The organism is Dyella sp. SG562 (assembly GCF_011759495.1).
GTDB lineage: Bacteria > Pseudomonadota > Gammaproteobacteria > Xanthomonadales > Rhodanobacteraceae > Dyella_D > Dyella_D marensis.
In genome coordinates, this window is record NZ_JAAOYS010000012.1 from 1 (window position 1) to 20,666 (window position 20,666).

The window sequence follows — 20,666 nt, forward strand, 5'->3', positions numbered from 1 at the left end:
TTGACTCCGGTCGAGAAGCTGCGGGAAGTTGTTGCATCGATCGGTTGAAACCGCCCCAGCAAAGAGAAAGTGACCCGGGCGCCGGCAGGCGTCCGAAATGCCCGCTGCATAAGCGGCCAGTCCGCGGCCACGCGAAAATCGAACGACACCGTTACTGGATCCCGGCCTACGCCGGGATGACGAGCAAGAAGGGCGAGCTACCGCGCCGCAGGCGGCACATCCCCATGCGATGGCTCAAACGCCACCGCCGCCCCAGGCTTCACATGCCCGCGCCAGCGCGCAAGCTGGTCCGCAATACCGGCGCCCACGTCGATCTGCGGCTCCGACGGCGTCAGGTGATCGCGCGTCTCCCACTGCGCGATCTCCCCCTTCGCCTGCTGGAACCCGGCAATAAAATCCGCCGTGCGATTCATCGCATCCACCAGCCACGCACGACCGAAATACGTGATGTCCGAATCGCTGCCGCAACCGAACGAACTGCGGTCGGCACGCGCAGCGGTCAGCACCAAAGTGCCAGGCCCCTTCAGCGGCGGCACGAAGCCGCCCGAGTAGCAGGCGTTCACCACCACCACCTTCCACTTGAACGGATGCTTGGCCAGGATGCCGGCCAGATCCGGCGCGCCGATCTGGTCCAGCGGCAGCGGGTCCATGTCGACCAGCAGGTTGTGGTCCGGATCGCCGTGCGAGGTGAGATAGAGCACGAGGATGTCCTCGTTCTTGTTCATCACGCCCGACAGCGCATCGAGCGCGCTTTCGAGGTTGCTCCAGGTGGCCAGCGGGCGGGTTTCCAGCGTGTCGGGGCTGTTGGCCAGCAGCAGCGGATGCACGGTGGCGCCGAAGCGGTCGGCGAACAGCTTGCCGGCGTATTCCACTTCGTTGTGGAACACGTCCTCGCCGCCGTCGCCGGCAAAGGCCACCAGATAAAGATTCGGCGTGCCGGCCACGCGCGGCCCGAGCTTGGCGATGGCCTCGCGCAGCATGCGCGGCTGGGCGTAGGCGACCTGCTCCGGCGTCGAGCCTTTTTCCGGCCAGCGGTCGGCTTCGTCTTCCGCGGCGGGGGCGGGCAGCTCGGCGGAGCTGGCCACGGCAGGTGCGGCCTTGGCGACCGTGGCCGCGGCAGCCGGCAGGGCATCGTGATGCGCCGCCAGCGCGGGCGCGGCGCGGTGCACCAGCAAGGTGAGCAGCACGCCGGCGGCGAAGGCGAGCAGGGCGGTCAGGGCAATGCGCATGGCGGCGGACGCGAACTCAGGGCTGGATGGCGTCGAAATCGGTATAGGCGGGGTGGCGCGGCGCGGCCGGCACCGCGAGCGGCGGGCGCAGCAGCCAGGCGGTGTGGAAGCCGGCGGCCTTGGCGGCGTCCAGTTCCTCCACGATGTCCGACAGGAACAGCAGGTGCTCCGGCAGCTCGCCGATCGCCTCGGCGATCTTCGCGTAGGAAGCCTGCTCGCGCTTGGGGCCGGTCTCGGTATCGAAATAGCCGGCGAACAGCGGGGTGAGGTCGCCGGCTTCGCTGTAGCCGAACAGCAGCTTCTGCGCGGCCACCGAGCCGGAGGAATACACGTACAGGCGCAGGCCTTCGCCGCGCCATTCGCGCAGGCGGGCGGCCACTTCCGGATACATGTGCGAGCGGTATTCGCCGCTGGCGTAGCCGTCTTTCCAGATCATGCCCTGCAGCGCCTTCAGCGCGGTGGACTTGCGGTCCTCGTCGATCCAGCGCAGCAGCAGCTCGATGATCTCCTGGCGGCTGGCCTCGACCAGGCCCGCTTCCTTGGCCGCCTCGTGCAGCCAGTGCTGCACCTCGGGCGTGTCGACGTGGGTTTCCACGTAGGCCGGCAGGCGCTTGCGCGCATAGGGGAACAGCACGTCCTTGACGAAGCTGATCGAGCTGGTGGTGCCTTCGATGTCGGTGACGATGGCGCGGATGACGGTCATGCGGATAGCCGTGGAAGCGATGACGGAAACGCGGGCCCGTGCAGCCGGGCCCGGAGTGGCAAGCTTAGCCGCGCCGCCGGGGCGCGGAGCGGTTCAGGCGGCCGCCTTCCCCGAGGCGTGCGGCAGCATGCGCGGGAAGCGCTGGGCGATGTCCTCGCCGGTGAAGTTGGCGACCCAGCCTTCCTTGTTGGTGAACAGGCGGATTGCCACGAAGTAGGGCGCCTCGCTCATGTCGAACCAGTGGCGGGTGCCGTCGGGCACGCCGATCAGGTCGCCCTGTTCGCACAGCACGTCGTAGACCTTGCCGTCGATGTGCAGGGTGAACTGGCCGGCGCCGGCGACGAAGAAGCGCACTTCGTCCTCGCTGTGGGTGTGCTCGCTCAGGAACTTCTGGCGCAGCGCGGCGCGGTCCGGATGGTCGGGCTTCAGGCTGATGACGTCGACGGCCTGGTAGCCCTCGGTGTGCATCAGGCGGTCGATGTCGGCGCGGTAGGCGGCGATCACTTCGTCCTGGCTGGCGCCGGGGGCGATCGGCTGGCCGGCTTCCCACTGCTCGAAGCGCACGCCCACCCGGCCCAGCTCGCGCGCGATGTCGGCGTGCTCGGTGTGGACGGCGAGCGGCGCGTCGGGGCGCTGGTCGTCGAAAATGCGCAGGCGGCTCATGCGGACAATCTCCTCAGATCGAGTTCGCAGCCCAGCAGGAATTCCAGGGCTTCCAGGTGGCGGCGGGTTTCCGCCATGTCCCTGCCCCAGGTGTAGATGCCGTGGCCGTTGATCAAGTAGGCGTGCAGCGGCTTGCCGCTGTCGAGCCAGGCATCGACCTGGGCCACCAGCTCGGGCATGTGCTGGGTGTTGGGGAACACCGGGATGTCCAGCACGGCGTCGTGGGTGGTCTCGCCGGCGATGGCCTTCTGCAGCTCCCAGCCTTGCAGCCGCACCACGCCCTCGTTCGCGAACAGGCGCGAGGCCACGCTCTGCGTGCGCGAGTGGGTGTGCAGCACCACGTTCATCGGCGGCAGGCGGCGGTAGATCTGCGTATGCAGTTCGGTTTCCGCACTGGGGCGCGCGGCGGTGCCGATGGCCTTGCCGTGCATGTCGATCAGCATGATGTCGGCGCGGCCGAGCTTGCCCTTGTCGCGGCCGGAGATGGTGATGGCCGCGTGCTCCGCGTCGATGCGCATGGAGAAGTTGCTGCTGGTGGCCGGCGTCCAGCCGGCGAGCGCGAGTTCGCGCGCGGCGTCGGCGATGGCGTCGGCGCGTTCGGCGAACAGTTCCGGCGCGATGGAGGAGGGAAGGACCTGGCTCATTGCGATATGGACGTCCAAATGGCAGGGGACTATAGCACGCCGATCCGCACGCCCTTTTGACAGCCGCGGCGCCGAATGCGAGCCATTCTCATGGTGTTGTGCAGGCCGGGCGTACCATGGCCGCCGATTCGCCGCCCGGCGCGGCGCCATGTCCCCAAGACGGAGGTTGTCCCCAATGTCGAACGACAAAACACTCGAGTCCCGCCGCCAGTTCCTGAAGATCGCCGGCGGCACCGTCGCCGCCGCCGCGGTGATCGGCACGCTGCCGCGCGTGGCGCGCGCCGCCGACCTGCCGCATGTGAGCCCGGACGATCCGACCGCCAAGGCGCTGGGTTATGTCGAGGACGCGGGCACCACCAAGGACGCCAAGCACAAGGCCGGCGACGTGTGCGCCAATTGCCAGTTCTATTCCGGCGGCGCTTCGGGCTACGGCCCCTGCCAGCTGTTCCCGGGCAAGTCGGTGAATGCGAAGGGCTGGTGCGTGTCGCATTCCAAGAAAGCCTGAGCGATCGCGGCATGCATAAAGAGGCCGGCCCTGGTGCCGGCCTTTTTCTTTGCGCGGCGGACATGAAAAAACGCGCCGTAGCGCGTTTGAAGAGATTGTCTGGAGGCATCCATCGGCGATCGGAGATCGAGCCGGAGAGAAGATGCAACCCGGACGCGTCAGGCCGAGGAGCTGACCCGCCTGACGCGCCGGGCGGCAATCCGGGGCCCACTGCCAAGTGATCTACCCACGGACGGCAGATGTTACTCCCCAAACCGCCGTTTGGGGCATCCGGGCGAAAAATTTTTCCCGAAAAAGTCTCGTTAAAACCAGAAAAAACAATAGCTTATGGCGTTATTCGTGACTGAGCATCAAAAATCCGCGTCGATTGCGCATTTCGCGGCAGTTCTGTTCAGTTGAGCACCATACGCTGATCTTTGACGCCATAGCCCGCCATTGGCGGGCGTTCGGCGGAGATCGCCTCAGGAGGCGCGGCGCAGGCGGCTGTGGCGCCGGCCGTAGCCGAAGTAGATGCACAGGCCGATCACCGTCCACGCGATCATCAGCAGCCAGTTGAACCAGGCCATGAAGTACAGCAGGGCCAGGCAGCTGAGCACGCCGGCGGTGCAGACGAACCAGGCCGCCGGCACGCGGAACAGGCGCGGCAGCTCAGGCGAGGTGTAGCGCAGGATCAGCACGCCGGCGCAGACGGCCACGAAGGCGATCAGGGTGCCCATCGAGGTGAGGTCGGCCAGCAGGTCCAGCGGGAACACCGCGGCCAGGATGGCGATGCCCACCCCGGTGATCACCGTATTGAGATGCGGCGTGCGGTGCTTGGGATGGATGCGGTTGAACACCGGCGGCAGCAGGCCGTCGCGCGACATGATCATGAAGATGCGCGGCTGCGCGATGATCATCACCAGGATCACCGAGGACAGGCCGATCATCGCGCCGATCTCCACCACCAGGCGCAGCCAGCCCAGCTCCGGATGGTTGCGGATCGCGGTGACCACCGGCTCGCTGGTGCCCAGTTCGGTATACGGAATGAGGCCGGTGAGCACCGCCGCCATGGCCAGGTACAGCACGGTGCAGATCACCAGCGAGACCAGGGTGCCGAACGGCAGGTCCTTCTGCGGGTTCTTGCATTCCTGCGCGGCGGTGGAGGTGGCCTCGAAGCCGATGTAGGCGAAGAACACCATCGCCGCGCCGCGCATGATGCCGGACCAGCCGTACTTGCCCGGCTCCTGCTCGGCGGGAATGAAGGGATGCCAGTTGGCCGGATCGATATAGCGGTAGCCGGCCACCACCACCACGATGATCAGGCCGACCTTCAGCGCCACCATCAGCACGTTCAGGCCCGAGGATTCGCGGATGCCGACGTAGCACAGCCAGGTCAGCGCCAGCACGATCGCCACCGCCGGCAGGTTGAGCAGATGCCCGGTGGACACCAGGTGCCCGTCCTTGAACGCCAGCGGCGCCTCGGTCAGCGCCACCGGCAGGTGGATGCCGACGTGGTCGAGCAGGCTGGTGAAATAGCCGGTCCAGCTCGCCGCCACCGCGGAGGCGGAGATGCCGTACTCCAGCACCATGTTCCAGCCGATGAACCAGGCCACCAGTTCGCCGAGGGTGGCGTAGGCGTAGGAATACGAACTGCCGGAGATCGGGATCAGCGTGGCGAATTCCGCATAGCACAGCGCGGTGAAGCCGCTGCAGATCGCCGCCAGCATGAACGAGATCAGCACCGCCGGGCCCGCATGCTCCGCTGCCGCCTGTCCGGTCACCACGAAGATGCCGGTGCCGATCACCGCGCCGATGCCCAGGGCGGTAATGCCCCATTTGCCCAGGGTGCGGCGCAGGGCCGGCCCGCCGTGGCAGTCGTCGGCGTCGGAGAAATCGGTCTTGCGGGCGAGAAGCTGCTTGAGCATGCGTGGACCTGGGTGATGCGGGTGTCGGATCGGGCCGACTATAAAAGAGAAGGCCGGCGCGGAGCCGGCCCTCGGAGGCGGGATGGATCAGGCGGCCGGCTTGCGCAGCTTGCTGTGCGAATAGCCGTAGAGGAAGTAGATCGCCTGGCCGATCGCGATCCAGGCCAGCATCCAGCGCCAGTGCTCCAGGAAGGACTGCAGGAACAGCGCCATGCAGGCCAGCGCGCCGAGCGGGCAGACGATCCACGGCACCGGTACGCGGAAGGCGCGCGGCAGTTCCGGGCGGGTATAGCGCAGCACCAGCACGCCCACGCACACGGTGGCGAAGGCCAGCAGGGTGCCCATGGCCACCATCTCGCCCAGCACGCCGATGTTGAACAGGCCGCCCAGCGCGGCGGCGAGCACGCCGACCACCACGGTGCCGACGTGCGGCGTGCGGAACTTCTGGTGGATGCGGCCGAACACCGCCGGGATCAGGCCGTCGCGCGCCATCGAATAGAAGATGCGCGGCTGGCCCATCAGCATCACCAGCATCACCGAGCTCAGGCCCGTGACCGCGCCGATCACCACGATGATCTGCAGCCAGTGCAGGCTCGGGTAGTTGTCCAGCGCGGTGGACACCGGCTCGGGCGTGCCGAGCAGGCGGAAGTCGGCGATGCCGGTGAGGATGCCGGCGACGATGATGTACAGGATGGTGCACAGGATGAGCGAGCCGATGATGCCGATCGGCATGTCGCGCTGCGGGTTCTTCGCCTCGCCGGCCGCGGTGGAGACCGCGTCGAAGCCGATATAGGAGAAGAACACGATGGCGGCCGCGCGGCCCACGCCGGCCCAGCCGTACTTGGACGCGCCTTCGGAGGCCGGGATGAAGGGATGCCAGTTGTCCGGGTTGATGTACTTGGTGGCGAAGGCGATGAACAGCAGGATCACGGTGACCTTGATCGCCACGATGATCGAGTTGACGAAGGCCGACTGGGTGATGCCCACGTAGCACAGGCCGGTGATGGCGGCGATGATCGCCACCGCCGGCAGGTTGATGAACATGCCGGTGGCCTGGATATGGCCGTCGACCACCGTGAACGGCGCCGCGGCCAGGGTCTGCGGCAGGCTCACGTCCTGGCCGATCCAGCCGCTGATCAGGGCCAGCAGCTTGTTGAAATAGCCCGACCAGCCCGCCGCCACCGTGGCCACGGTGAACAGGTATTCCAGCACCAGGCTCCAGCCGACGAACCAGGCGACGTATTCGCCCAGCGTGGCGTAGGAATAGGAGTAAGCACTGCCGGACACCGGCAGCATCGCCGCGAACTCGGCGTAGCAGAGCGCGGCGAGGGCGCAGGCGATGCCGGCGAACACGAAGCTGAGCACGATCGCGGGGCCGGCATGCTGGGCCGCGGCCTGTCCGGTGATGACGAAGATGCCCGCGCCGATGATCGCGCCGATGCCCAGCAGCACCAGGTGCCGCGCGGTGAGCGCGCGCTTGAGGGTGGCCTCGCCGTGCGCGCCGCCCTCCGGCAGATCGGCGGACGCAGGCGAGATCTGCGTCGTCGCAAACAGGTTTTTCAGCATGGGTTCCCCCCTCCGGGAATGGCTGCTTGTAATTTTTCGGACGACTACCGAATGACTGGCCCTACGGGCTTGTCCGGCAAAGGATTTCGACGCCACGAGCTGGTTGCGCTCGGCGCGGAAGCACCGAACCTTAGCCGAGCCATGGGAGGGGTACAAGTCGCGCCGCAGCTACAATCGCAGGTTCATCCTATTCCTATGTGTCACAAGTCATGCACGATCACCGCCAGGCTTTTTCCGCGCATTTGAACGGCTACGCGCAGGCCCATCCGGACGAGGGCGAAGTCGCCGCCCGCTTCGGCGAATTCCTGCGCTCGGCGCCGACGGTATTCGAGCGCACCCATGCGGTGGGGCATTTCACCGGCTCGGCCTGGCTGGTCAGCGCGGACGGCGCGCGGGTACTGCTCACCCATCACCGCAAGCTCGGCCGCTGGCTGCAGCTGGGCGGGCACGCCGACGGCGACCCCGATCTGGCCGGCGTGGCGCTGCGCGAGGCGGAGGAAGAATCCGGCCTGACCCAGCTGGCGGTGGAGCCGCTGCCGTTCGACCTGGACTGCCACTGGATTCCCGAGCGCGCCGGCGAGCCGGGCCACTGGCATTACGACGTGCGCTACGTGGTGCGCGCCGGCGGCAGCGAGGCGTTCGCGGTGAGCGAGGAATCGCTGGCGCTGGCGTGGAAGCCGGTGGCGGAGATCGCGGCCGATGCTGCCGCGGACGAATCGCTGCGGCGCATGGCTAAGAAATGGCTCGGCAGGTTGGGGTGACAACCCCAACATCGTTACTCCGGCCGCGCCCTTGTGTTGGGGTTGTCACCCCAACCTACGCATATTGGGCCGGCGCGGGATGCACGGTGCCGCACTGCATGCAGGTGCGCGCTTCGAGCGAACGGTAGAAGCGCTCGAACACCGGCGGGAAATCGCGCTCGATGCTTTCCAGCGCGAAATATTCCTCGAACAGCTTGTGGTTGCACTGCTGGCAGAACCACAGCAGGCCGTCCTTCTCGTCCGCCAGCCGGCGGCGCTCGATCACCAGGCCGATCGAGTCGGGCATGCGCTGCGGCGAATGCGGCACGCGCGGCGGCAGGTAGAACATCTGGCCGGCGCGGATCGGGATGTCGCGCGCGGCGCCGTCGTCCTGCACCTTCAGCACCATCTCGCCTTCGAGCTGGTAGAAGAATTCCGGGCCTTCGTCGTAGTGGTAGTCGGTGCGCGCGTTCGGGCCGCCGACGATCATCACGATGAAGTCGCCGTCGACGATGCACTTGTTGCCCACCGGCGGCTTGAGCAGGTGGCGGTGTTCGTCGATCCAGCGTTGCAGGTCCAGCGGTGGCGTCAGGGCCATGGCGGAAGGCTCGGATGAAGTCCGGCTAAGTTAGCACCGTTTCTTACACCGTCATCCCGGCGCAGGCCGGGATCCAGTAACCGGGCGCTGCGTGCAAGCCTGAGCATCACCAGCTGCGGTCTTTGAGCTTCTCGCGACAACCAAACGGCAACGTTACTGGATCCCGGCCTGCGCCGGGATGACGGTGTCGCGAGTGCAGTGCGTTGAGGGTAAGGCTTACACCTGTTGAGGGTAAGGCTTACACCTCAAGCGTGGCGAGGTCGCCTTTCTCTTCCAGCCAAGCCTTGCGATCGCTGGCCCGCTTCTTCGCCAGCAACATATCCATCAGCTTCGCCGTCCCCTCGCCATCCTCCACGGTCAGCTGCACCAGCCGCCGCGTATCCGGATGGATGGTCGACTCGCGCAGCTGCGAGGGGTTCATCTCGCCCAGGCCCTTGAAGCGAGTGGTGCTGACCTGGCCCTTCATCTTCTCGCGCTCGATGCGCTGGAGCATCGCGGCCTTCTCGTTCTCGTCCAGGCAGTAGAACACCTGCTTGCCCACGTCCACGCGGAACAGCGGCGGCATCGCCACGAACACGTGGCCCTCGCGCACCAGGGCGGGGAAGTGGCGCAGGAACAGCGCGCTGAGCAGGGTGGCGATGTGCAGGCCGTCGGAGTCGGCGTCGGCCAGGATGATCACCTTGCCGTAGCGCAGGCCGCTCAGGTCGTCCTTGCCCGGGTCGCAGCCGATCGCCACGGCCAGGTTGTGCACTTCCTCCGAGCCCAGCACCGAGCCGGATTCCACTTCCCAGGTGTTGAGGATCTTGCCGCGCAGCGGCAGGATCGCCTGGAAATCCTTGTCGCGCGCCTGCTTGGCGCTGCCGCCGGCGGAGTCGCCTTCGACCAGGAACAGCTCCGTGCGGCTCAGGTCCGTGGCGCTGCAGTCGGCCAGCTTGCCGGGCAGGGCGGGGCCCTGCGTGATCTTCTTGCGGATGACTTGCTTGGAGGCTTTCAGGCGCGCGCTGGCGCGCTCGATCGCCAGTTGCGCGATGCGCTCGCCCAGCTCCACGTTCTGGTTCAGCCACAGGCTGAAGGCGTCGTGCACCACGCCTTCCACCAGGGCGGCGGCGTTGCGCGAAGAGAGGCGCTCCTTGGTCTGGCCGGCGAACTGAGGATCCTGCAGCTTGGCAGACAGCACGAAGGACAAGCGTTCCCACACGTCTTCCGGCGCCAGCTTCACGCCGCGCGGCAGCAGGTTGCGGATGTCGCAGAACTCGCGCACCGCATTGGTCAGGCCGCTGCGCAGGCCGTTCACATGGGTGCCGCCCTGCGCGGTGGGAATCAGGTTGACGTAGCTCTCCTGTACCAGCTCGCCTTCCGGCAGCCAGGCCAGGGCTACGTCCAGGCCTTCGGTGTCGCGCTGCACGTGATGCACGAACAGCTCGGCCGGCAGCGTCTCGGCGCCTTCCAGCTCGCCGCGCAGGTAGTCGCGCAGGCCGTCCTCGTAGTGCCAGGACACCACTTCGCCGCTGGCCTCGTCGGTGAGCTTGACGTTGAGGCCCGCGCACAGCACGGCCTTGGCGCGCAGCAGGTGCTTGAGCTTGGATAGCAGGATCTTCGGCGAATCGAAGTACTTCGGGTCGGGCCAGAAGTGCACGGTGGTGCCGGTCTTCTTCTTCGGCACGCTGCCGATCACTTCCAGCGCGCTGGCGCGGTCGCCGTGCTCGAAGGCCATGCGGTATTCGTTGCCGTCGCGGCGGATGGTCACTTCCACCCGGCTGGACAGCGCATTCACCACCGACACGCCCACGCCATGCAGGCCGCCGGAGAAGTTGTAGTTCTTGCCGGAAAACTTGCCGCCCGCATGCAGGCGCGTGAGGATCAGCTCCACGCCGGGAATGCCTTCCTCCGGATGGATGTCCACCGGCATGCCGCGGCCGTCGTCGCTGACCTGCACCGAGCCGTCGGCGTGCACGATCACTTCGATCGCGCTGGCGTGGCCGGCCAGGGCCTCGTCCACCGAGTTGTCGATGACTTCCTGCGCCAGGTGGTTCGGGCGGCTGGTGTCGGTGTACATGCCCGGCCGGCGCTTGACCGGGTCAAGGCCGGAGAGGACTTCGATGTCGGCGGCGTTGTAGCGACTGCTCATGCTCGGGGGTTCTGCCGGAAGTTAAGCGGGGAAAGCCGCGGGAGAATGGGGTGGCCGGCCAAGGAGGTCAAGCCAGCTTGCGCGTCACAGCGGCGCGCAATGGCGCTCCAGCCAGACCAGGTCGGCGCCTTCCAGCAGCGGGCTGAGCGCGGCGCGCACGCGGGCGTGGTAGTCGTCCAGCCAGGCGCGCTCCTCGGGGTTGAGCAGGCCCGGCTCCAGCGCGCGGCGGTCGAACGGGCACAGGGTCAGGGTCTCGAAGGCGTGGAATTCGCCGAACTCGGTCTGGTCGGCCTCGGCCACCACCGCCAGGTTCTCGTGGCGGATGCCATGCCGGCCCGGCTTGTACAGGCCCGGCTCGATCGAGCTGATCATGCCCGGCTCCAGCGCCACCAGCGGGCCGCTGGTCGGCGGCCGGATGCTCTGCGGCCCCTCGTGCACATTGAGGAAATAGCCCACGCCATGGCCGGTGCCGTGGCCGTAGTCCATGCCCGAGGCCCACAGCGGCGCACGCGCCAGCGCGTCCAGCTGCGGGCCGCTGGCGCCCTTGGGGAAGCGGGCGCGCGACAGCGCGATCAGGCCCTTCAGCACCAGGGTGGCGTCGCGGCGCTGCTCGGCGGTGGTCTCGCCCAGGGCCAGCACGCGGGTGACGTCGGTGGTGCCGCCCAGGTACTGGCCGCCGGAATCCACCAGCAGCAGGCCCTGCGGCCTGAGCGTGCTGTGGTGTTCGGGCGTGGCGCGGTAATGCGGCAGGGCGCCATTGGCCTGGTAGCCGGCGATGGTAGCGAAGCTTTCGCCGACGAAGTCGGGCTGGGCCGAGCGCTCCTCGCGCAGCAGCGTGTGCACGTCCAGCTCGGTCTGGCGCATGCCGGCGGCGAGGCGTTCCTCCAGGCGGCGGAACGCGCGGGACAGGGCGGCGCCGTCGCGGCGCATCACCTCGCGCACGTGATCGAGCTCCGCCGCGCTCTTGCGCGCCTTCATCGCGGTGGACGGATTGGCCGCGTCGATCAGCTGCGCGGCCGGCGCGATCGCATCGGCCACGGCGCAGGCCACGCGGCCGGCATCCAGCAGCAGCCGGTCGCCTTCGCGCAGTTCGCCGAGCGCGTCGGTGACCGTGGCGTAGTCGGCGATGCGTACGCCGTCGGCGGCGAGCGCGCCGACCAGCGCGTCGGTGAGCTTGCCGCGGTCGACGAACAGCACGGCCGGGCCTTCCGCCGCCACCAGCAGGTGGGCGAGGAAAACCGGATTGCACTCCACGTCGCTGCCGCGCAGGTTGGTCAGCCAGGCCACGTCGTCCAGGCTGGAGACCAGGTGATGGCTGGCGCCAAGCTTGCGCATGGCGGTGCGCAGGCGCGCCAGCTTGTCGGCGCGGGCGATGCAGGCGTAGCGGATCGGGTGTTCGGTGACCGGCGCGGCGGGCAGGGGCGGGCGGTCGTTCCAGGCTTCGCCGGGCAGGTCCAGGTCGGTGCGCAGGCGCGCGCCGGTGCTTTCGAACCGGCGTTCGATGCGCGTGCGGCTGGACAGCGGCAGGCTGTCGCCGGCCACGGCCAGCACCTGGGACTCGTGCAATTGCTGATGCAGCCATTCCTGCGGCTCGGGCACGTTGGCCGTGCGCTGGCGCATCAGTTCCACGCCGGTGCCGGCCAGTTCGCGCTCGGCCTGGGCGAAGTAGCGCGAATCGGTCCACAGCCCGGCCCAGTCCGCGGTCACCACCAGGGTGCCGGCCGAACCGGTGAAGCCGGACAGCCAGGTCCGCGCCTGCCAGTGGGCCGGCAGGTATTCGGACAGGTGCGGATCGGCGCTGGGGACGAGGCAGGCATCGACGCCGTGGCGGCGCATGGCCTGGCGCAACAGGGCGAGGCGGGAGGGAATGGGTTCGCTCATCCGTTCATGCTAGCAGTCGGATCGAGCCGATCCGCGCCCGATTCCGTGGAGCGCGGCTCGATGAACCGCCGGAGGAATTTTCAACGTAGCGCTCGCGGCCCGGAGCGACCTCCGCTAAAATGCCGATTTCCAGCACGGCTGCATCCCATGACCCCCCTGATTTTCGTCACCGGCGGTGTGGTGTCCTCGCTTGGCAAGGGCATCGCCGCGGCGTCGCTGGCTTCCATTCTGGAAGCGCGTGGCCTCTCGGTCACCATGATGAAGCTCGACCCGTACATCAACGTCGACCCCGGCACGATGAGCCCCTTCCAGCACGGCGAGGTCTACGTCACCGACGACGGCGCCGAGACCGACCTGGACCTGGGCCACTACGAGCGCTTCGTCCACACCCGCCTCACCGGCAAGAACTCCATCACCACCGGCAAGATCTACGAGTCGGTGATCCGCAAGGAGCGCCGCGGCGACTACCTCGGCGCCACCGTGCAGGTGATTCCGCACATCACCGACGAGATCAAGCACTGCATCCACGAGGCCACCCGCGGCTTCGACGTGGCCCTGGTGGAGATCGGCGGCACGGTGGGCGACATCGAGTCGCTGCCGTTCCTGGAGGCGATCCGCCAGCTGCGCATCGAGCACGGCCCGGAGAAGTGCCTGTTCATGCACCTCACCCTGGTGCCGTACATCAAGGCCGCCGGCGAGATCAAGACCAAGCCCACCCAGCACTCGGTGAAGGAACTGCGCTCGATCGGCATCCAGCCGGACGTGCTGCTGTGCCGCTGCGAGCAGCCGCTGCCCGACGGCGAGCGCCGCAAGATCGCCCTGTTCACCAACGTGCCGGAGCACGCGGTAATCAGCGCCACCGACGTGGACATCATCTACAAGCAGCCGCTGTGGCTGCACAAGCAGGGCCTGGACGAGATCGTGGTCAAGCGCCTGGGCCTCGACGCCGGCCCGGCCGATCTCTCCGCCTGGCAGCGCACCGTGGAAGCGGTGGAGCATCCCAAGGACGAGGTCAACGTGGCCATCGTCGGCAAGTACGTCGAGCACAAGGACGCCTACAAGTCGCTGGGCGAAGCCCTGCGCCACGGCGGCATCAAGCAGCAGACGCGGGTGAACCTGCAGTGGGTCGATTCCGAGCAGGTGGAAGCCGAGGGCGCGGCCAAGGTGCTGGGCGGCGTCGACGCCATCCTGGTGCCGGGCGGCTTCGGCAAGCGCGGCTTCGAAGGCAAGGTGCTGGCCGCCAAATATGCCCGCGAGCACGGCGTGCCGTACTTCGGCATCTGCTACGGCATGCACGCCGCGGTGGTGGATTTCGCCCGCCACGTGGCCGGCCACGCCGACGCCGATTCCAGCGAGAACGACCGCAACACGCCCAACCCGGTAATCGCGCTGATCACCGAGTGGACCACCGCCGCCGGCGAAGTGGAAACCCGCACCGAGCGCTCGGACCTCGGCGGCACCATGCGCCTGGGCGCGCAGGAATGCCGGCTCAAGGCCGGCACCCTGGCGCGCGAGCTGTACGGCCAGGAAGTGGTGCGCGAGCGCCATCGCCACCGCTACGAGTTCAACAACCGCTACCGCCAGTCGTTCGAAGACCTGGGGCTGGTGATCTCCGGCAAGTCGATGGACGACCTGCTGGTGGAGATCGTCGAGCTGCCGCAGCAGCAGCACCCGTGGTTCCTCGGCTGCCAGGCGCATCCGGAATTCACCTCCACGCCGCGCGACGGCCACCCGCTGTTCATCGGCTTCGTGAGCGCCGCGCGCGAGCACAAGGCGGTGCGCGAAGGCGAGCGCCTGGCCTCGGCAACCACCCCGAACACCAGGGAGAACGTCGCATGAAGTTGTGCGGTTTCGAGGTCGGCCAGGACCAGCCGCTGTTCCTGATCGCCGGCCCCTGCGTGGTCGAGTCGGAGCAGCTGCAGGTGGACACCGCCGGCAAGCTCAAGGAAATCACCGGCCGGCTCGGCATCAACTTCATCTTCAAGTCCAGCTTCGACAAGGCCAACCGTTCCTCCGGCAGCAGCTTCCGCGGGCTGGGCATGGAAGAGGGCCTGCGCATCCTGGGCGAAGTGAAGCGCCAGGTCGGCGTGCCGGTGCTCACCGACGTGCACGAATACACCCCGTTCGCCGAAGTGGCCGCGGTGGTCGACGTGCTGCAGACGCCGGCCTTCCTGTGCCGCCAGACCGATTTCATCCAGGCGGTGGCGCGCGCCGGCAAGCCGGTGAACATCAAGAAGGGCCAGTTCCTGGCGCCGTGGGACATGAAGAACGTCGTGGACAAGGCCAAGGCCGTGGGCAACGACGACATCCTGGTGTGCGAGCGCGGCGCCAGCTTCGGCTACAACAACCTGGTGTCGGACATGCGCTCGCTCGCGGTGATGCGCGACACCGGCTGCCCGGTGGTGTTCGACGCCACCCACTCGGTGCAGCTGCCCGGCGGCCAGGGCACCAGCTCCGGCGGCCAGCGCGAATTCGTGCCGGTGCTGGCGCGCGCGGCGATCGCCGTGGGCGTGGCCGGCCTGTTCGCCGAGACCCATCCGGATCCCTCCAAGGCATTGAGCGACGGCCCCAACGCCTGGCCGCTCGGCAAGATGGAAGCGCTGCTGGAAACCCTGATGGAGCTGGATGCCGTGACCAAGCGGCATGGCTTCCTCGAACAGACGCTTTGATCCTTCAAGTTTCATTCCCCGCTTTAGTTCGTCCCCTTCGCCCTTTCTGGACAGGAACTGCATGAGCACCGACATCACCCGCATCCACGCCCGCGAAATCCTCGACTCCCGCGGCAATCCCACGCTCGAAGCGGAAGTGACCCTGGCCGGCGGCGGCTTCGGCCGCGCGGCGGTGCCGAGCGGCGCCTCCACGGGTACCCGCGAAGCGGTGGAGCTGCGTGACGGCGACAAGTCGCGCTATCTGGGCAAGGGCGTGAAGAACGCGGTGGGCAACGTCAACGGCGCCATCGCCGGTGCGCTCAAGGGTTTCGACGCGGCCGACCAGAAGGGCCTGGACGCCAGGCTGATCGCGCTCGACGGCACGCCGAACAAGGGCAAGCTCGGCGCCAACGCCATCCTCGGCGTGTCGATGGCCGCCGCGCACGCGGTGGCCGCGCAGCAGGGCCGCCCGCTGTGGCAGTACCTGGCCACCATCAACGGCACCACCGGCAAGCCCGGCGCGCTGCCGGTGCCGATGATGAACATCATCAACGGCGGCGCGCATGCCGATAACAACGTCGACGTGCAGGAATTCATGGTGCTGCCGGTCGGCCTGCCCAGCTTCGCCGAGGCGCTGCGCGCCGGCACCGAGATCTTCCACGCGCTCAAGAGCGTGCTGAAGGGCAAGGGCCTGAACACGGCGGTGGGCGACGAGGGCGGCTTCGCGCCGAACCTGCGCTCGAACATCGAGGCGCTGGACACCATTCTCGAAGCGGTCAACCACACCGGCTACAAGATCGGCAGCGACATCCTGCTCGGCCTGGACGTGGCCAGCTCCGAGTTCTTCAAGGACGGCAAGTACGACCTGGAAGGCGAGGGCAAGGTCTACACGCCCGCGCAGTTCGTCGACCTGCTCGCCAGCTGGGCGAAGCAGTACCCGATCGTCACCATCGAGGACGGCATGGCCGAAGGTGACTGGGACGGCTGGAAGCTGCTCACCGACAGCATCGGCAAGCAGGTGCAGCTGGTCGGCGACGATCTGTTCGTGACCAATCCGGCGATCTTCCGCGAAGGCATCGACAAGCACATCGCCAATGCGATCCTGATCAAGGTCAACCAGATCGGCACGCTGTCGGAAACGCTGGAAGCCATCGCCATGGCCGACGCCGCCAAGTACGCCGCGATCGTGTCGCACCGCTCGGGCGAGACGGAGGACACCACCATCTCCGACATCGCCGTGGCCACCACCGCCACCCAGATCAAGACCGGTTCGCTGTGCCGCACCGACCGCGTGGCCAAGTACAACCAGCTGCTGCGCATCGAGGAACAGCTCGGCGCCGCCGCGCAGTACGCCGGCCGCAACGCGTTCCCGAGCCTGGCCAGGCTGCCGGGCTGAGGGAGCGAAGTCCACGGCCATGCTGCGCTGGATCGCCCTCATCCTGCTGCTCGTGCTGATCGGTCTGCAGGTGAAACTGTGGACCGGCAACGGCGGCGTGCACGAGGTGGAAACCCTGCGCGCCGCGGTGAAGAAGCAGACCGAGGACAACCAGCGCCTGCTCCAGCGCAACCAGGCGCTGGGCGCGGACGTGGACGATCTCAAGCACGGCGAACAGGCGGTCGAGGCGCGCGCGCGCGGCGAGCTGGGCCTGATCAAGCCGGGCGAGACCTTCTACCAGGTGGTCGAGCAGCCGGGCGCCGCCGCCAGCGCGGCACCGGCGCCCGCCGCCAGCAGCGGCGGACACTGACATGGCTTCGCTGTGGTGCGTGGTGCCGGCCGCCGGGCGCGGCGCCCGGGTCGGTGGCGACATTCCGAAGCAGTACCTGCCGCTCGCCGGCCGGCCGCTGATCGAACACACGCTGGCGCGGCTGGCCACGCATCCGCGTGTTGCCGGCGTGATGGTGGTGCTGGGCGCGGGCGACGACCGCTGGCCCGGCCTGGAGCGCATCGGCGGCAAGCCGGTGCTGACCACGCTCGGCGGCGCGGAGCGCTGCGATTCGGTGCTGGCCGGCCTGGATGCCTTGCCGGCCGAAGTGAAACCCGACGATTTCGTGCTGGTGCACGACGCCGCGCGCCCCTGCGTGCGCGCGGCCGACATCGCCCGGCTGATCGAGCTGGCCGTGCCGGCCGGCGGCGGCCTGCTCGGCGCGCCGCTGCGCGACACGCTCAAGCGTGCCGACGCCGCGCACCGCAGCGTGGCGACCGAGCCGCGCGAGGAACGCTGGCGCGCCTTCACTCCGCAGCTGTTCCGCCGCGCCGAACTGGCCGCGGCCCTGCGCGCGGCGGCGGCGGGCGGCTTCAAGCCCAGCGACGAGGCGATGGCGATGGAGCGCGCGGGCCATGCCCCGTTGCTCGTCGAAGGCGCCGAGGACAATATCAAGGTGACCACGGCCGCCGATTTCGCGCTGGCCGAGTTTCTTCTGGACAGGACGGCGTGAGGGCGCGCGCATGATGCGGATCGGCCAGGGCTTCGACGTGCACGCCTTCGGCGACGGCGACCATGTGATGCTCGGCGGCGTGCGGGTGCCGCACAGCCGCGGCGTGGTGGCGCATTCCGACGGCGACGTGGTGATCCACGCGCTGTGCGACGCCATCTTCGGCGCGCTGGCGCTGGGCGATATCGGCCGGCATTTCCCGCCTTCGCAGGAGCGCTGGCGCGGCGCCGAAAGCCGGCTGTTCCTGCGCCACGCCTATACGCTGATGCGCGAGCGCGGCTACGCGATCGGCAACGTCGACGTGACGGTGATCTGCGAAGCGCCCAAGGTCGGCCCGCATGCGCAGGCCATGCGCGAGCTGCTGGCCGAAGACCTGCATTGCGAGGTCGACCGCGTCAGCATCAAGGCCACCACCACCGAGAAGCTCGGCTTCACCGGCCGCGGCGAGGGCATCGCCGCGCAGGCCTGCGCGCTGCTGGTGCTGGCGTGAGCGAGGCCGAGGCCCGCGGCTCCGCCGGCCGGCTGCACGAGCAGCTGGAGCGCATCAACGAACTGCTGCGCCGGCACAAGCTGGTGGAGCAGGTGGCGCACGCGCAGCACGGTCCGCACCAGGAGCTGGTCGACAACCTGCTGCACCGCCAGCACCTGTCGGAACTGCAGCGCCAGCTCGACGTCCTGCATCCGGCCGACATCGCCTACGTCCTCGAAGCCCTCCCGCTGGAAGACCGCCTCGCCGTCTGGCAGCTGGTGAAGGCCGACCGCGACGGCGAGATCCTGCTCGAAGTCTCCGACGCCGTCCGCGAGTCGCTGATCGCCGACATGGACCAGCGCGAGATCCTCGCCGCGGTCGAGCCGCTGGAAGCGGACGAGCTGGCCGACCTGGTGGAAGACCTGCCCACCGAAGTGCTGCCCGAGCTGATGGCCAGCCTCGACGCGCAGCAGCGCGAGCAGCTGCAGTCGGCGCTGTCCTGGGCCGACGACCAGGTCGGCGCGCTGATGGACTTCGAGATGGTCACCATCCGCGAGGACGTCAGCCTGGAAACGGTGCTGCGCTATCTGCGCCGCTTCGACGAGCTGCCCGCGCAGACCGACAAGCTGTTCGTGGTGAACCACGACAACCTGCTCACCGGCGTGCTGCCGATCCACTGGCTGCTGGTCAATTCGCCGGAAAAAATGGTGAGCGAGGTGATGGCGCCGGACGTCAACACCTTCCACCCGGCCGACGACGCCTACGAAACCGCGCAGGCCTTCGAGCGCTACGACCTGGTCACCGCGCCGGTGGTGGACGACAACAGCCACCTGATCGGCCGCATCACCATCGACGCCATGGTCGACGTGATCCGCGAGGAAGGCGAGAGCGAGGCGCTGAGCCGCGGCGGCCTGCGCGAGGAAGAAGACATCTTCGCCTCGGTGTGGAAATCGGTGCGCAACCGCTGGACCTGGCTGGCGATCAACCTGGTCACGGCATTCATCGCCTCGCGCGTGATCGGCCTGTTCGAAGGTTCGATCCAGAAGCTGGTGGCGCTGGCCACCCTGATGCCGATCGTGGCCGGCATCGGCGGCAATTCCGGCAACCAGACCATCACCATGATCGTGCGCGCGCTGGCGCTGGACCAGATCACGCCCGCCAGCGCCAAGCGGCTATGGCGCAAGGAGATGGGCGTGGCGCTGGCCAACGGCCTGGTCTGGGGCGGCGTGATCGGCCTGGTGGCGTGGGCGCTGTACGGGCATCTGGCGCTGGGCCTGGTGATGACCGCGGCGATGACGCTCAACCTGCTGCTGGCGGCATTCTGCGGCGTGGGCATCCCTATGCTGATGGCGCGCCGCGGGCGCGATCCGGCGCTGGGTTCGAGCGTGCTGATCACGGCGATGACCGACAGCGGCGGCTTTTTTATTTTCCTCGGGCTGGCCACGGTGTTCCTGGTCTGACGCGTTTTCTTTTTTCGGTATCCATTCGATGAGCGATCTTCCCTACGCCCATGGCACCCCGCCGCTGAGCGCCCAGTTGCGCAGCACGCCCGAGGATTTCCGCGTGGAGGAGATTCTCGGCTACGAAGCCGACGGCGAAGGCGAGCACGCGCTGCTGCTGGTGGAAAAGCGCGGCGCCACTACCGACTGGGTGGCACGCGAGCTGGCGAACTACGCGGGCGTGCCGCAGGTGGCGGTGGGCTATGCGGGCTTGAAGGACCGCCACGCGGTGACGCGCCAGGCCTTCTCGGTGCAGCTGGCCGGCAAGCCCGATCCGGACTGGTCGGCGTTTCCGCATGCGGACGTGCAGGTGCTGTCGGCCGCGCGGCACAAGCGCAAGCTCAAGCGCGGCGCGCTGCGCGGCAACCGCTTCGTGCTGGTGCTGCGCCAGGTGCAGGGCGACCGCGCGCGCGCGGAGGAAGTGCTGGAGCGCATCGCCGCGCGCGGCGTGCCGAATTATTTCGGCGAGCAGCGCTTCGGCCGCGCCGGCGGCAATGTCGAGCAGGCGCGCGCGATGTTCGCCGGGCGCCGGGTGGACCGCGACAAGCGCCAGTTCCTGCTGTCCGCCGCGCGCTCGCATCTGTTCAACGAAGTGCTGGCCGCGCGCGTGGAGCGCGACGCCTGGGATAAGCCGCTGGACGGCGAGCTGTGGTCGCTGGCCGGCAGCCGTTCCTGGTTCGGGCCGGAGCCGTTCGACGACGTGCTGGCCGAGCGGCTGGCGCGCGGCGACATCCATCCGTCCGGGCCGCTGTGGGGGCAGGGCGAGACGCCGGCGAGCGGTGAAGTGGCGCAGTTGGAGACGGAAATCGCCGGGGCGCATGCGGATCTCGTCGCCGGATTGGTGGCGGCGCGGATGGACCAGGAACGCCGCCCGCTGCGCCTGATACCCGATCAGCTGCGCTGGCAGTGGCTGGGCGAGGACGCGCTGGAACTGGCGTTCGGCTTGCCGGCCGGTGCGTATGCCACCGTAGTAGTGCGCGAACTCGCCACAACCTAACCCCCTCTCCCCTCCGGGGAGAGGGCTGGGGTGAGGGGCCGGGCGGAGCGGTGAGCGGA

Annotated in this window: 19 protein-coding genes; 10 read left to right on the forward strand and 9 right to left on the reverse strand. The window is 68.3% G+C overall.

The features are described from left to right. Positions 1-197: 197 nt before the first annotated feature. From FHW84_RS18575 to FHW84_RS18590, 4 genes are all read right to left on the reverse strand, one after another. Positions 198-1,229 carry a C13 family peptidase gene (locus FHW84_RS18575; RefSeq protein WP_167257488.1) on the reverse strand — a complete coding sequence of 344 codons (1,032 nt, stop codon included), beginning with the start codon at positions 1,227-1,229 and terminating at the stop codon, positions 198-200. Positions 1,230-1,245: 16 nt separating this feature from the next. After that, a complete protein-coding gene (gene mtnC, locus FHW84_RS18580) occupies positions 1,246-1,932 on the reverse strand; it encodes an acireductone synthase (RefSeq protein ID WP_167257489.1) in 687 nt (228 codons plus the stop codon). 93 nt (positions 1,933-2,025) lie between these two features. Continuing rightward, positions 2,026-2,595, reverse strand: a complete 570-nt coding sequence (locus tag FHW84_RS18585; protein ID WP_167257490.1) for an acireductone dioxygenase — start codon at positions 2,593-2,595, stop codon at positions 2,026-2,028. Beyond that, positions 2,592-3,239: a methylthioribulose 1-phosphate dehydratase gene (locus FHW84_RS18590; RefSeq protein ID WP_167257491.1), complete on the reverse strand. Its 648-nt coding sequence runs from the start codon at positions 3,237-3,239 to the stop codon at positions 2,592-2,594. Before FHW84_RS18590 ends, FHW84_RS18585 begins: the two co-directional genes overlap by 4 nt. A 175-nt stretch (positions 3,240-3,414) precedes the next feature. On the opposite strand from FHW84_RS18590, the gene FHW84_RS18595 reads away from it, so the two are divergent. Continuing rightward, a complete protein-coding gene (locus FHW84_RS18595; protein WP_167257492.1) occupies positions 3,415-3,744 on the forward strand; it encodes a high-potential iron-sulfur protein in 330 nt (109 codons plus the stop codon). Positions 3,745-4,205: 461 nt separating this feature from the next. Here the strand turns inward: FHW84_RS18595 and FHW84_RS18600 are convergent, their stop codons facing one another. Both FHW84_RS18600 and FHW84_RS18605 read right to left on the reverse strand, forming a co-directional pair. Beyond that, positions 4,206-5,648, reverse strand: a complete 1,443-nt coding sequence (locus tag FHW84_RS18600) for an amino acid permease (RefSeq protein WP_167257493.1) — start codon at positions 5,646-5,648, stop codon at positions 4,206-4,208. Between the two features lie 87 nt (positions 5,649-5,735). After that, a complete protein-coding gene (locus FHW84_RS18605) occupies positions 5,736-7,214 on the reverse strand; it encodes an amino acid permease (protein WP_167257494.1) in 1,479 nt (492 codons plus the stop codon). A 209-nt stretch (positions 7,215-7,423) separates the two neighbouring features. On the opposite strand from FHW84_RS18605, the gene FHW84_RS18610 reads away from it, so the two are divergent. Continuing rightward, entirely contained in the window at positions 7,424-7,975 is a 552-nt protein-coding gene (locus tag FHW84_RS18610; protein ID WP_167257495.1) for an NUDIX hydrolase, read from the forward strand. A 55-nt stretch (positions 7,976-8,030) separates the two neighbouring features. On the opposite strand, the gene FHW84_RS18615 is transcribed toward FHW84_RS18610, so the two are convergent. The 3 genes from FHW84_RS18615 to FHW84_RS18625 form a co-directional block, all read right to left on the reverse strand. Beyond that, complete coding sequence (locus FHW84_RS18615) at positions 8,031-8,552, reverse strand: 3-hydroxyanthranilate 3,4-dioxygenase (RefSeq protein ID WP_167257496.1); 522 nt, start codon at positions 8,550-8,552, stop codon at positions 8,031-8,033. Between the two features lie 238 nt (positions 8,553-8,790). Beyond that, positions 8,791-10,680 (reverse strand): DNA topoisomerase IV subunit B, encoded by a 1,890-nt coding sequence (gene parE, locus FHW84_RS18620; RefSeq protein ID WP_167257497.1) that lies wholly within the window; start codon positions 10,678-10,680, stop codon positions 8,791-8,793. 84 nt (positions 10,681-10,764) lie between these two features. Next, the gene (locus FHW84_RS18625) at positions 10,765-12,561 is read right to left on the reverse strand and encodes an aminopeptidase P family protein (RefSeq protein ID WP_167257498.1); all 1,797 of its coding nucleotides are present in this window, start codon (positions 12,559-12,561) and stop codon (positions 10,765-10,767) included. Between the two features lie 147 nt (positions 12,562-12,708). On the opposite strand from FHW84_RS18625, the gene FHW84_RS18630 reads away from it, so the two are divergent. The 8 genes from FHW84_RS18630 (at position 12,709) to truD (ending at position 20,607) form a co-directional block, all read left to right on the forward strand. Then, entirely contained in the window at positions 12,709-14,400 is a 1,692-nt protein-coding gene (locus tag FHW84_RS18630) for a CTP synthase (protein ID WP_167257499.1), read from the forward strand. Continuing rightward, positions 14,397-15,230: a 3-deoxy-8-phosphooctulonate synthase gene (kdsA, locus tag FHW84_RS18635; RefSeq protein ID WP_167257500.1), complete on the forward strand. Its 834-nt coding sequence runs from the start codon at positions 14,397-14,399 to the stop codon at positions 15,228-15,230. The genes FHW84_RS18630 and kdsA overlap by 4 nt, the downstream gene beginning before the upstream one ends. Positions 15,231-15,291: 61 nt before the next feature. After that, on the forward strand, positions 15,292-16,605 hold the full coding sequence (gene eno, locus FHW84_RS18640) for a phosphopyruvate hydratase (protein WP_167257501.1): 1,314 nt from the start codon (positions 15,292-15,294) through the stop codon (positions 16,603-16,605). Between the two features lie 19 nt (positions 16,606-16,624). Next, entirely contained in the window at positions 16,625-16,954 is a 330-nt protein-coding gene (gene ftsB / locus FHW84_RS18645) for a cell division protein FtsB (RefSeq protein WP_167257502.1), read from the forward strand. Position 16,955: 1 nt separating this feature from the next. Further along, complete coding sequence (ispD, locus tag FHW84_RS18650; RefSeq protein WP_167257503.1) at positions 16,956-17,645, forward strand: 2-C-methyl-D-erythritol 4-phosphate cytidylyltransferase; 690 nt, start codon at positions 16,956-16,958, stop codon at positions 17,643-17,645. 13 nt (positions 17,646-17,658) lie between these two features. Continuing rightward, a complete protein-coding gene (gene ispF, locus FHW84_RS18655; RefSeq protein WP_167257621.1) occupies positions 17,659-18,132 on the forward strand; it encodes a 2-C-methyl-D-erythritol 2,4-cyclodiphosphate synthase in 474 nt (157 codons plus the stop codon). Continuing rightward, positions 18,129-19,571 (forward strand): magnesium transporter, encoded by a 1,443-nt coding sequence (mgtE, locus tag FHW84_RS18660; RefSeq protein ID WP_167257504.1) that lies wholly within the window; start codon positions 18,129-18,131, stop codon positions 19,569-19,571. The genes ispF and mgtE overlap by 4 nt, the downstream gene beginning before the upstream one ends. A gap of 28 nt (positions 19,572-19,599) precedes the next feature. Beyond that, complete coding sequence (truD, locus tag FHW84_RS18665) at positions 19,600-20,607, forward strand: tRNA pseudouridine(13) synthase TruD (RefSeq protein WP_167257505.1); 1,008 nt, start codon at positions 19,600-19,602, stop codon at positions 20,605-20,607. Positions 20,608-20,666: the final 59 nt, after the last annotated feature.

What these genes read in the sequence shown, in the direction of transcription:
- FHW84_RS18575 (WP_167257488.1), bottom strand. Translation starts at nt 1,229, where the DNA reads ATGCGCATTGCCCTGACCGCCCTGCTCGCCTTCGCCGCCGGCGTGCTG.
- mtnC (WP_167257489.1), bottom strand. Translation starts at nt 1,932, where the DNA reads ATGACCGTCATCCGCGCCATCGTCACCGACATCGAAGGCACCACCAGC.
- FHW84_RS18585 (WP_167257490.1), bottom strand. Translation starts at nt 2,595, where the DNA reads ATGAGCCGCCTGCGCATTTTCGACGACCAGCGCCCCGACGCGCCGCTC.
- FHW84_RS18590 (WP_167257491.1), bottom strand. Translation starts at nt 3,239, where the DNA reads ATGAGCCAGGTCCTTCCCTCCTCCATCGCGCCGGAACTGTTCGCCGAA.
- FHW84_RS18595 (WP_167257492.1), top strand. Translation starts at nt 3,415, where the DNA reads ATGTCGAACGACAAAACACTCGAGTCCCGCCGCCAGTTCCTGAAGATC.
- FHW84_RS18600 (WP_167257493.1), bottom strand. Translation starts at nt 5,648, where the DNA reads ATGCTCAAGCAGCTTCTCGCCCGCAAGACCGATTTCTCCGACGCCGAC.
- FHW84_RS18605 (WP_167257494.1), bottom strand. Translation starts at nt 7,214, where the DNA reads ATGCTGAAAAACCTGTTTGCGACGACGCAGATCTCGCCTGCGTCCGCC.
- FHW84_RS18610 (WP_167257495.1), top strand. Translation starts at nt 7,424, where the DNA reads ATGCACGATCACCGCCAGGCTTTTTCCGCGCATTTGAACGGCTACGCG.
- FHW84_RS18615 (WP_167257496.1), bottom strand. Translation starts at nt 8,552, where the DNA reads ATGGCCCTGACGCCACCGCTGGACCTGCAACGCTGGATCGACGAACAC.
- parE (WP_167257497.1), bottom strand. Translation starts at nt 10,680, where the DNA reads ATGAGCAGTCGCTACAACGCCGCCGACATCGAAGTCCTCTCCGGCCTT.
- FHW84_RS18625 (WP_167257498.1), bottom strand. Translation starts at nt 12,561, where the DNA reads ATGAGCGAACCCATTCCCTCCCGCCTCGCCCTGTTGCGCCAGGCCATG.
- FHW84_RS18630 (WP_167257499.1), top strand. Translation starts at nt 12,709, where the DNA reads ATGACCCCCCTGATTTTCGTCACCGGCGGTGTGGTGTCCTCGCTTGGC.
- kdsA (WP_167257500.1), top strand. Translation starts at nt 14,397, where the DNA reads ATGAAGTTGTGCGGTTTCGAGGTCGGCCAGGACCAGCCGCTGTTCCTG.
- eno (WP_167257501.1), top strand. Translation starts at nt 15,292, where the DNA reads ATGAGCACCGACATCACCCGCATCCACGCCCGCGAAATCCTCGACTCC.
- ftsB (WP_167257502.1), top strand. Translation starts at nt 16,625, where the DNA reads ATGCTGCGCTGGATCGCCCTCATCCTGCTGCTCGTGCTGATCGGTCTG.
- ispD (WP_167257503.1), top strand. Translation starts at nt 16,956, where the DNA reads ATGGCTTCGCTGTGGTGCGTGGTGCCGGCCGCCGGGCGCGGCGCCCGG.
- ispF (WP_167257621.1), top strand. Translation starts at nt 17,659, where the DNA reads ATGCGGATCGGCCAGGGCTTCGACGTGCACGCCTTCGGCGACGGCGAC.
- truD (WP_167257505.1), top strand. Translation starts at nt 19,600, where the DNA reads ATGAGCGATCTTCCCTACGCCCATGGCACCCCGCCGCTGAGCGCCCAG.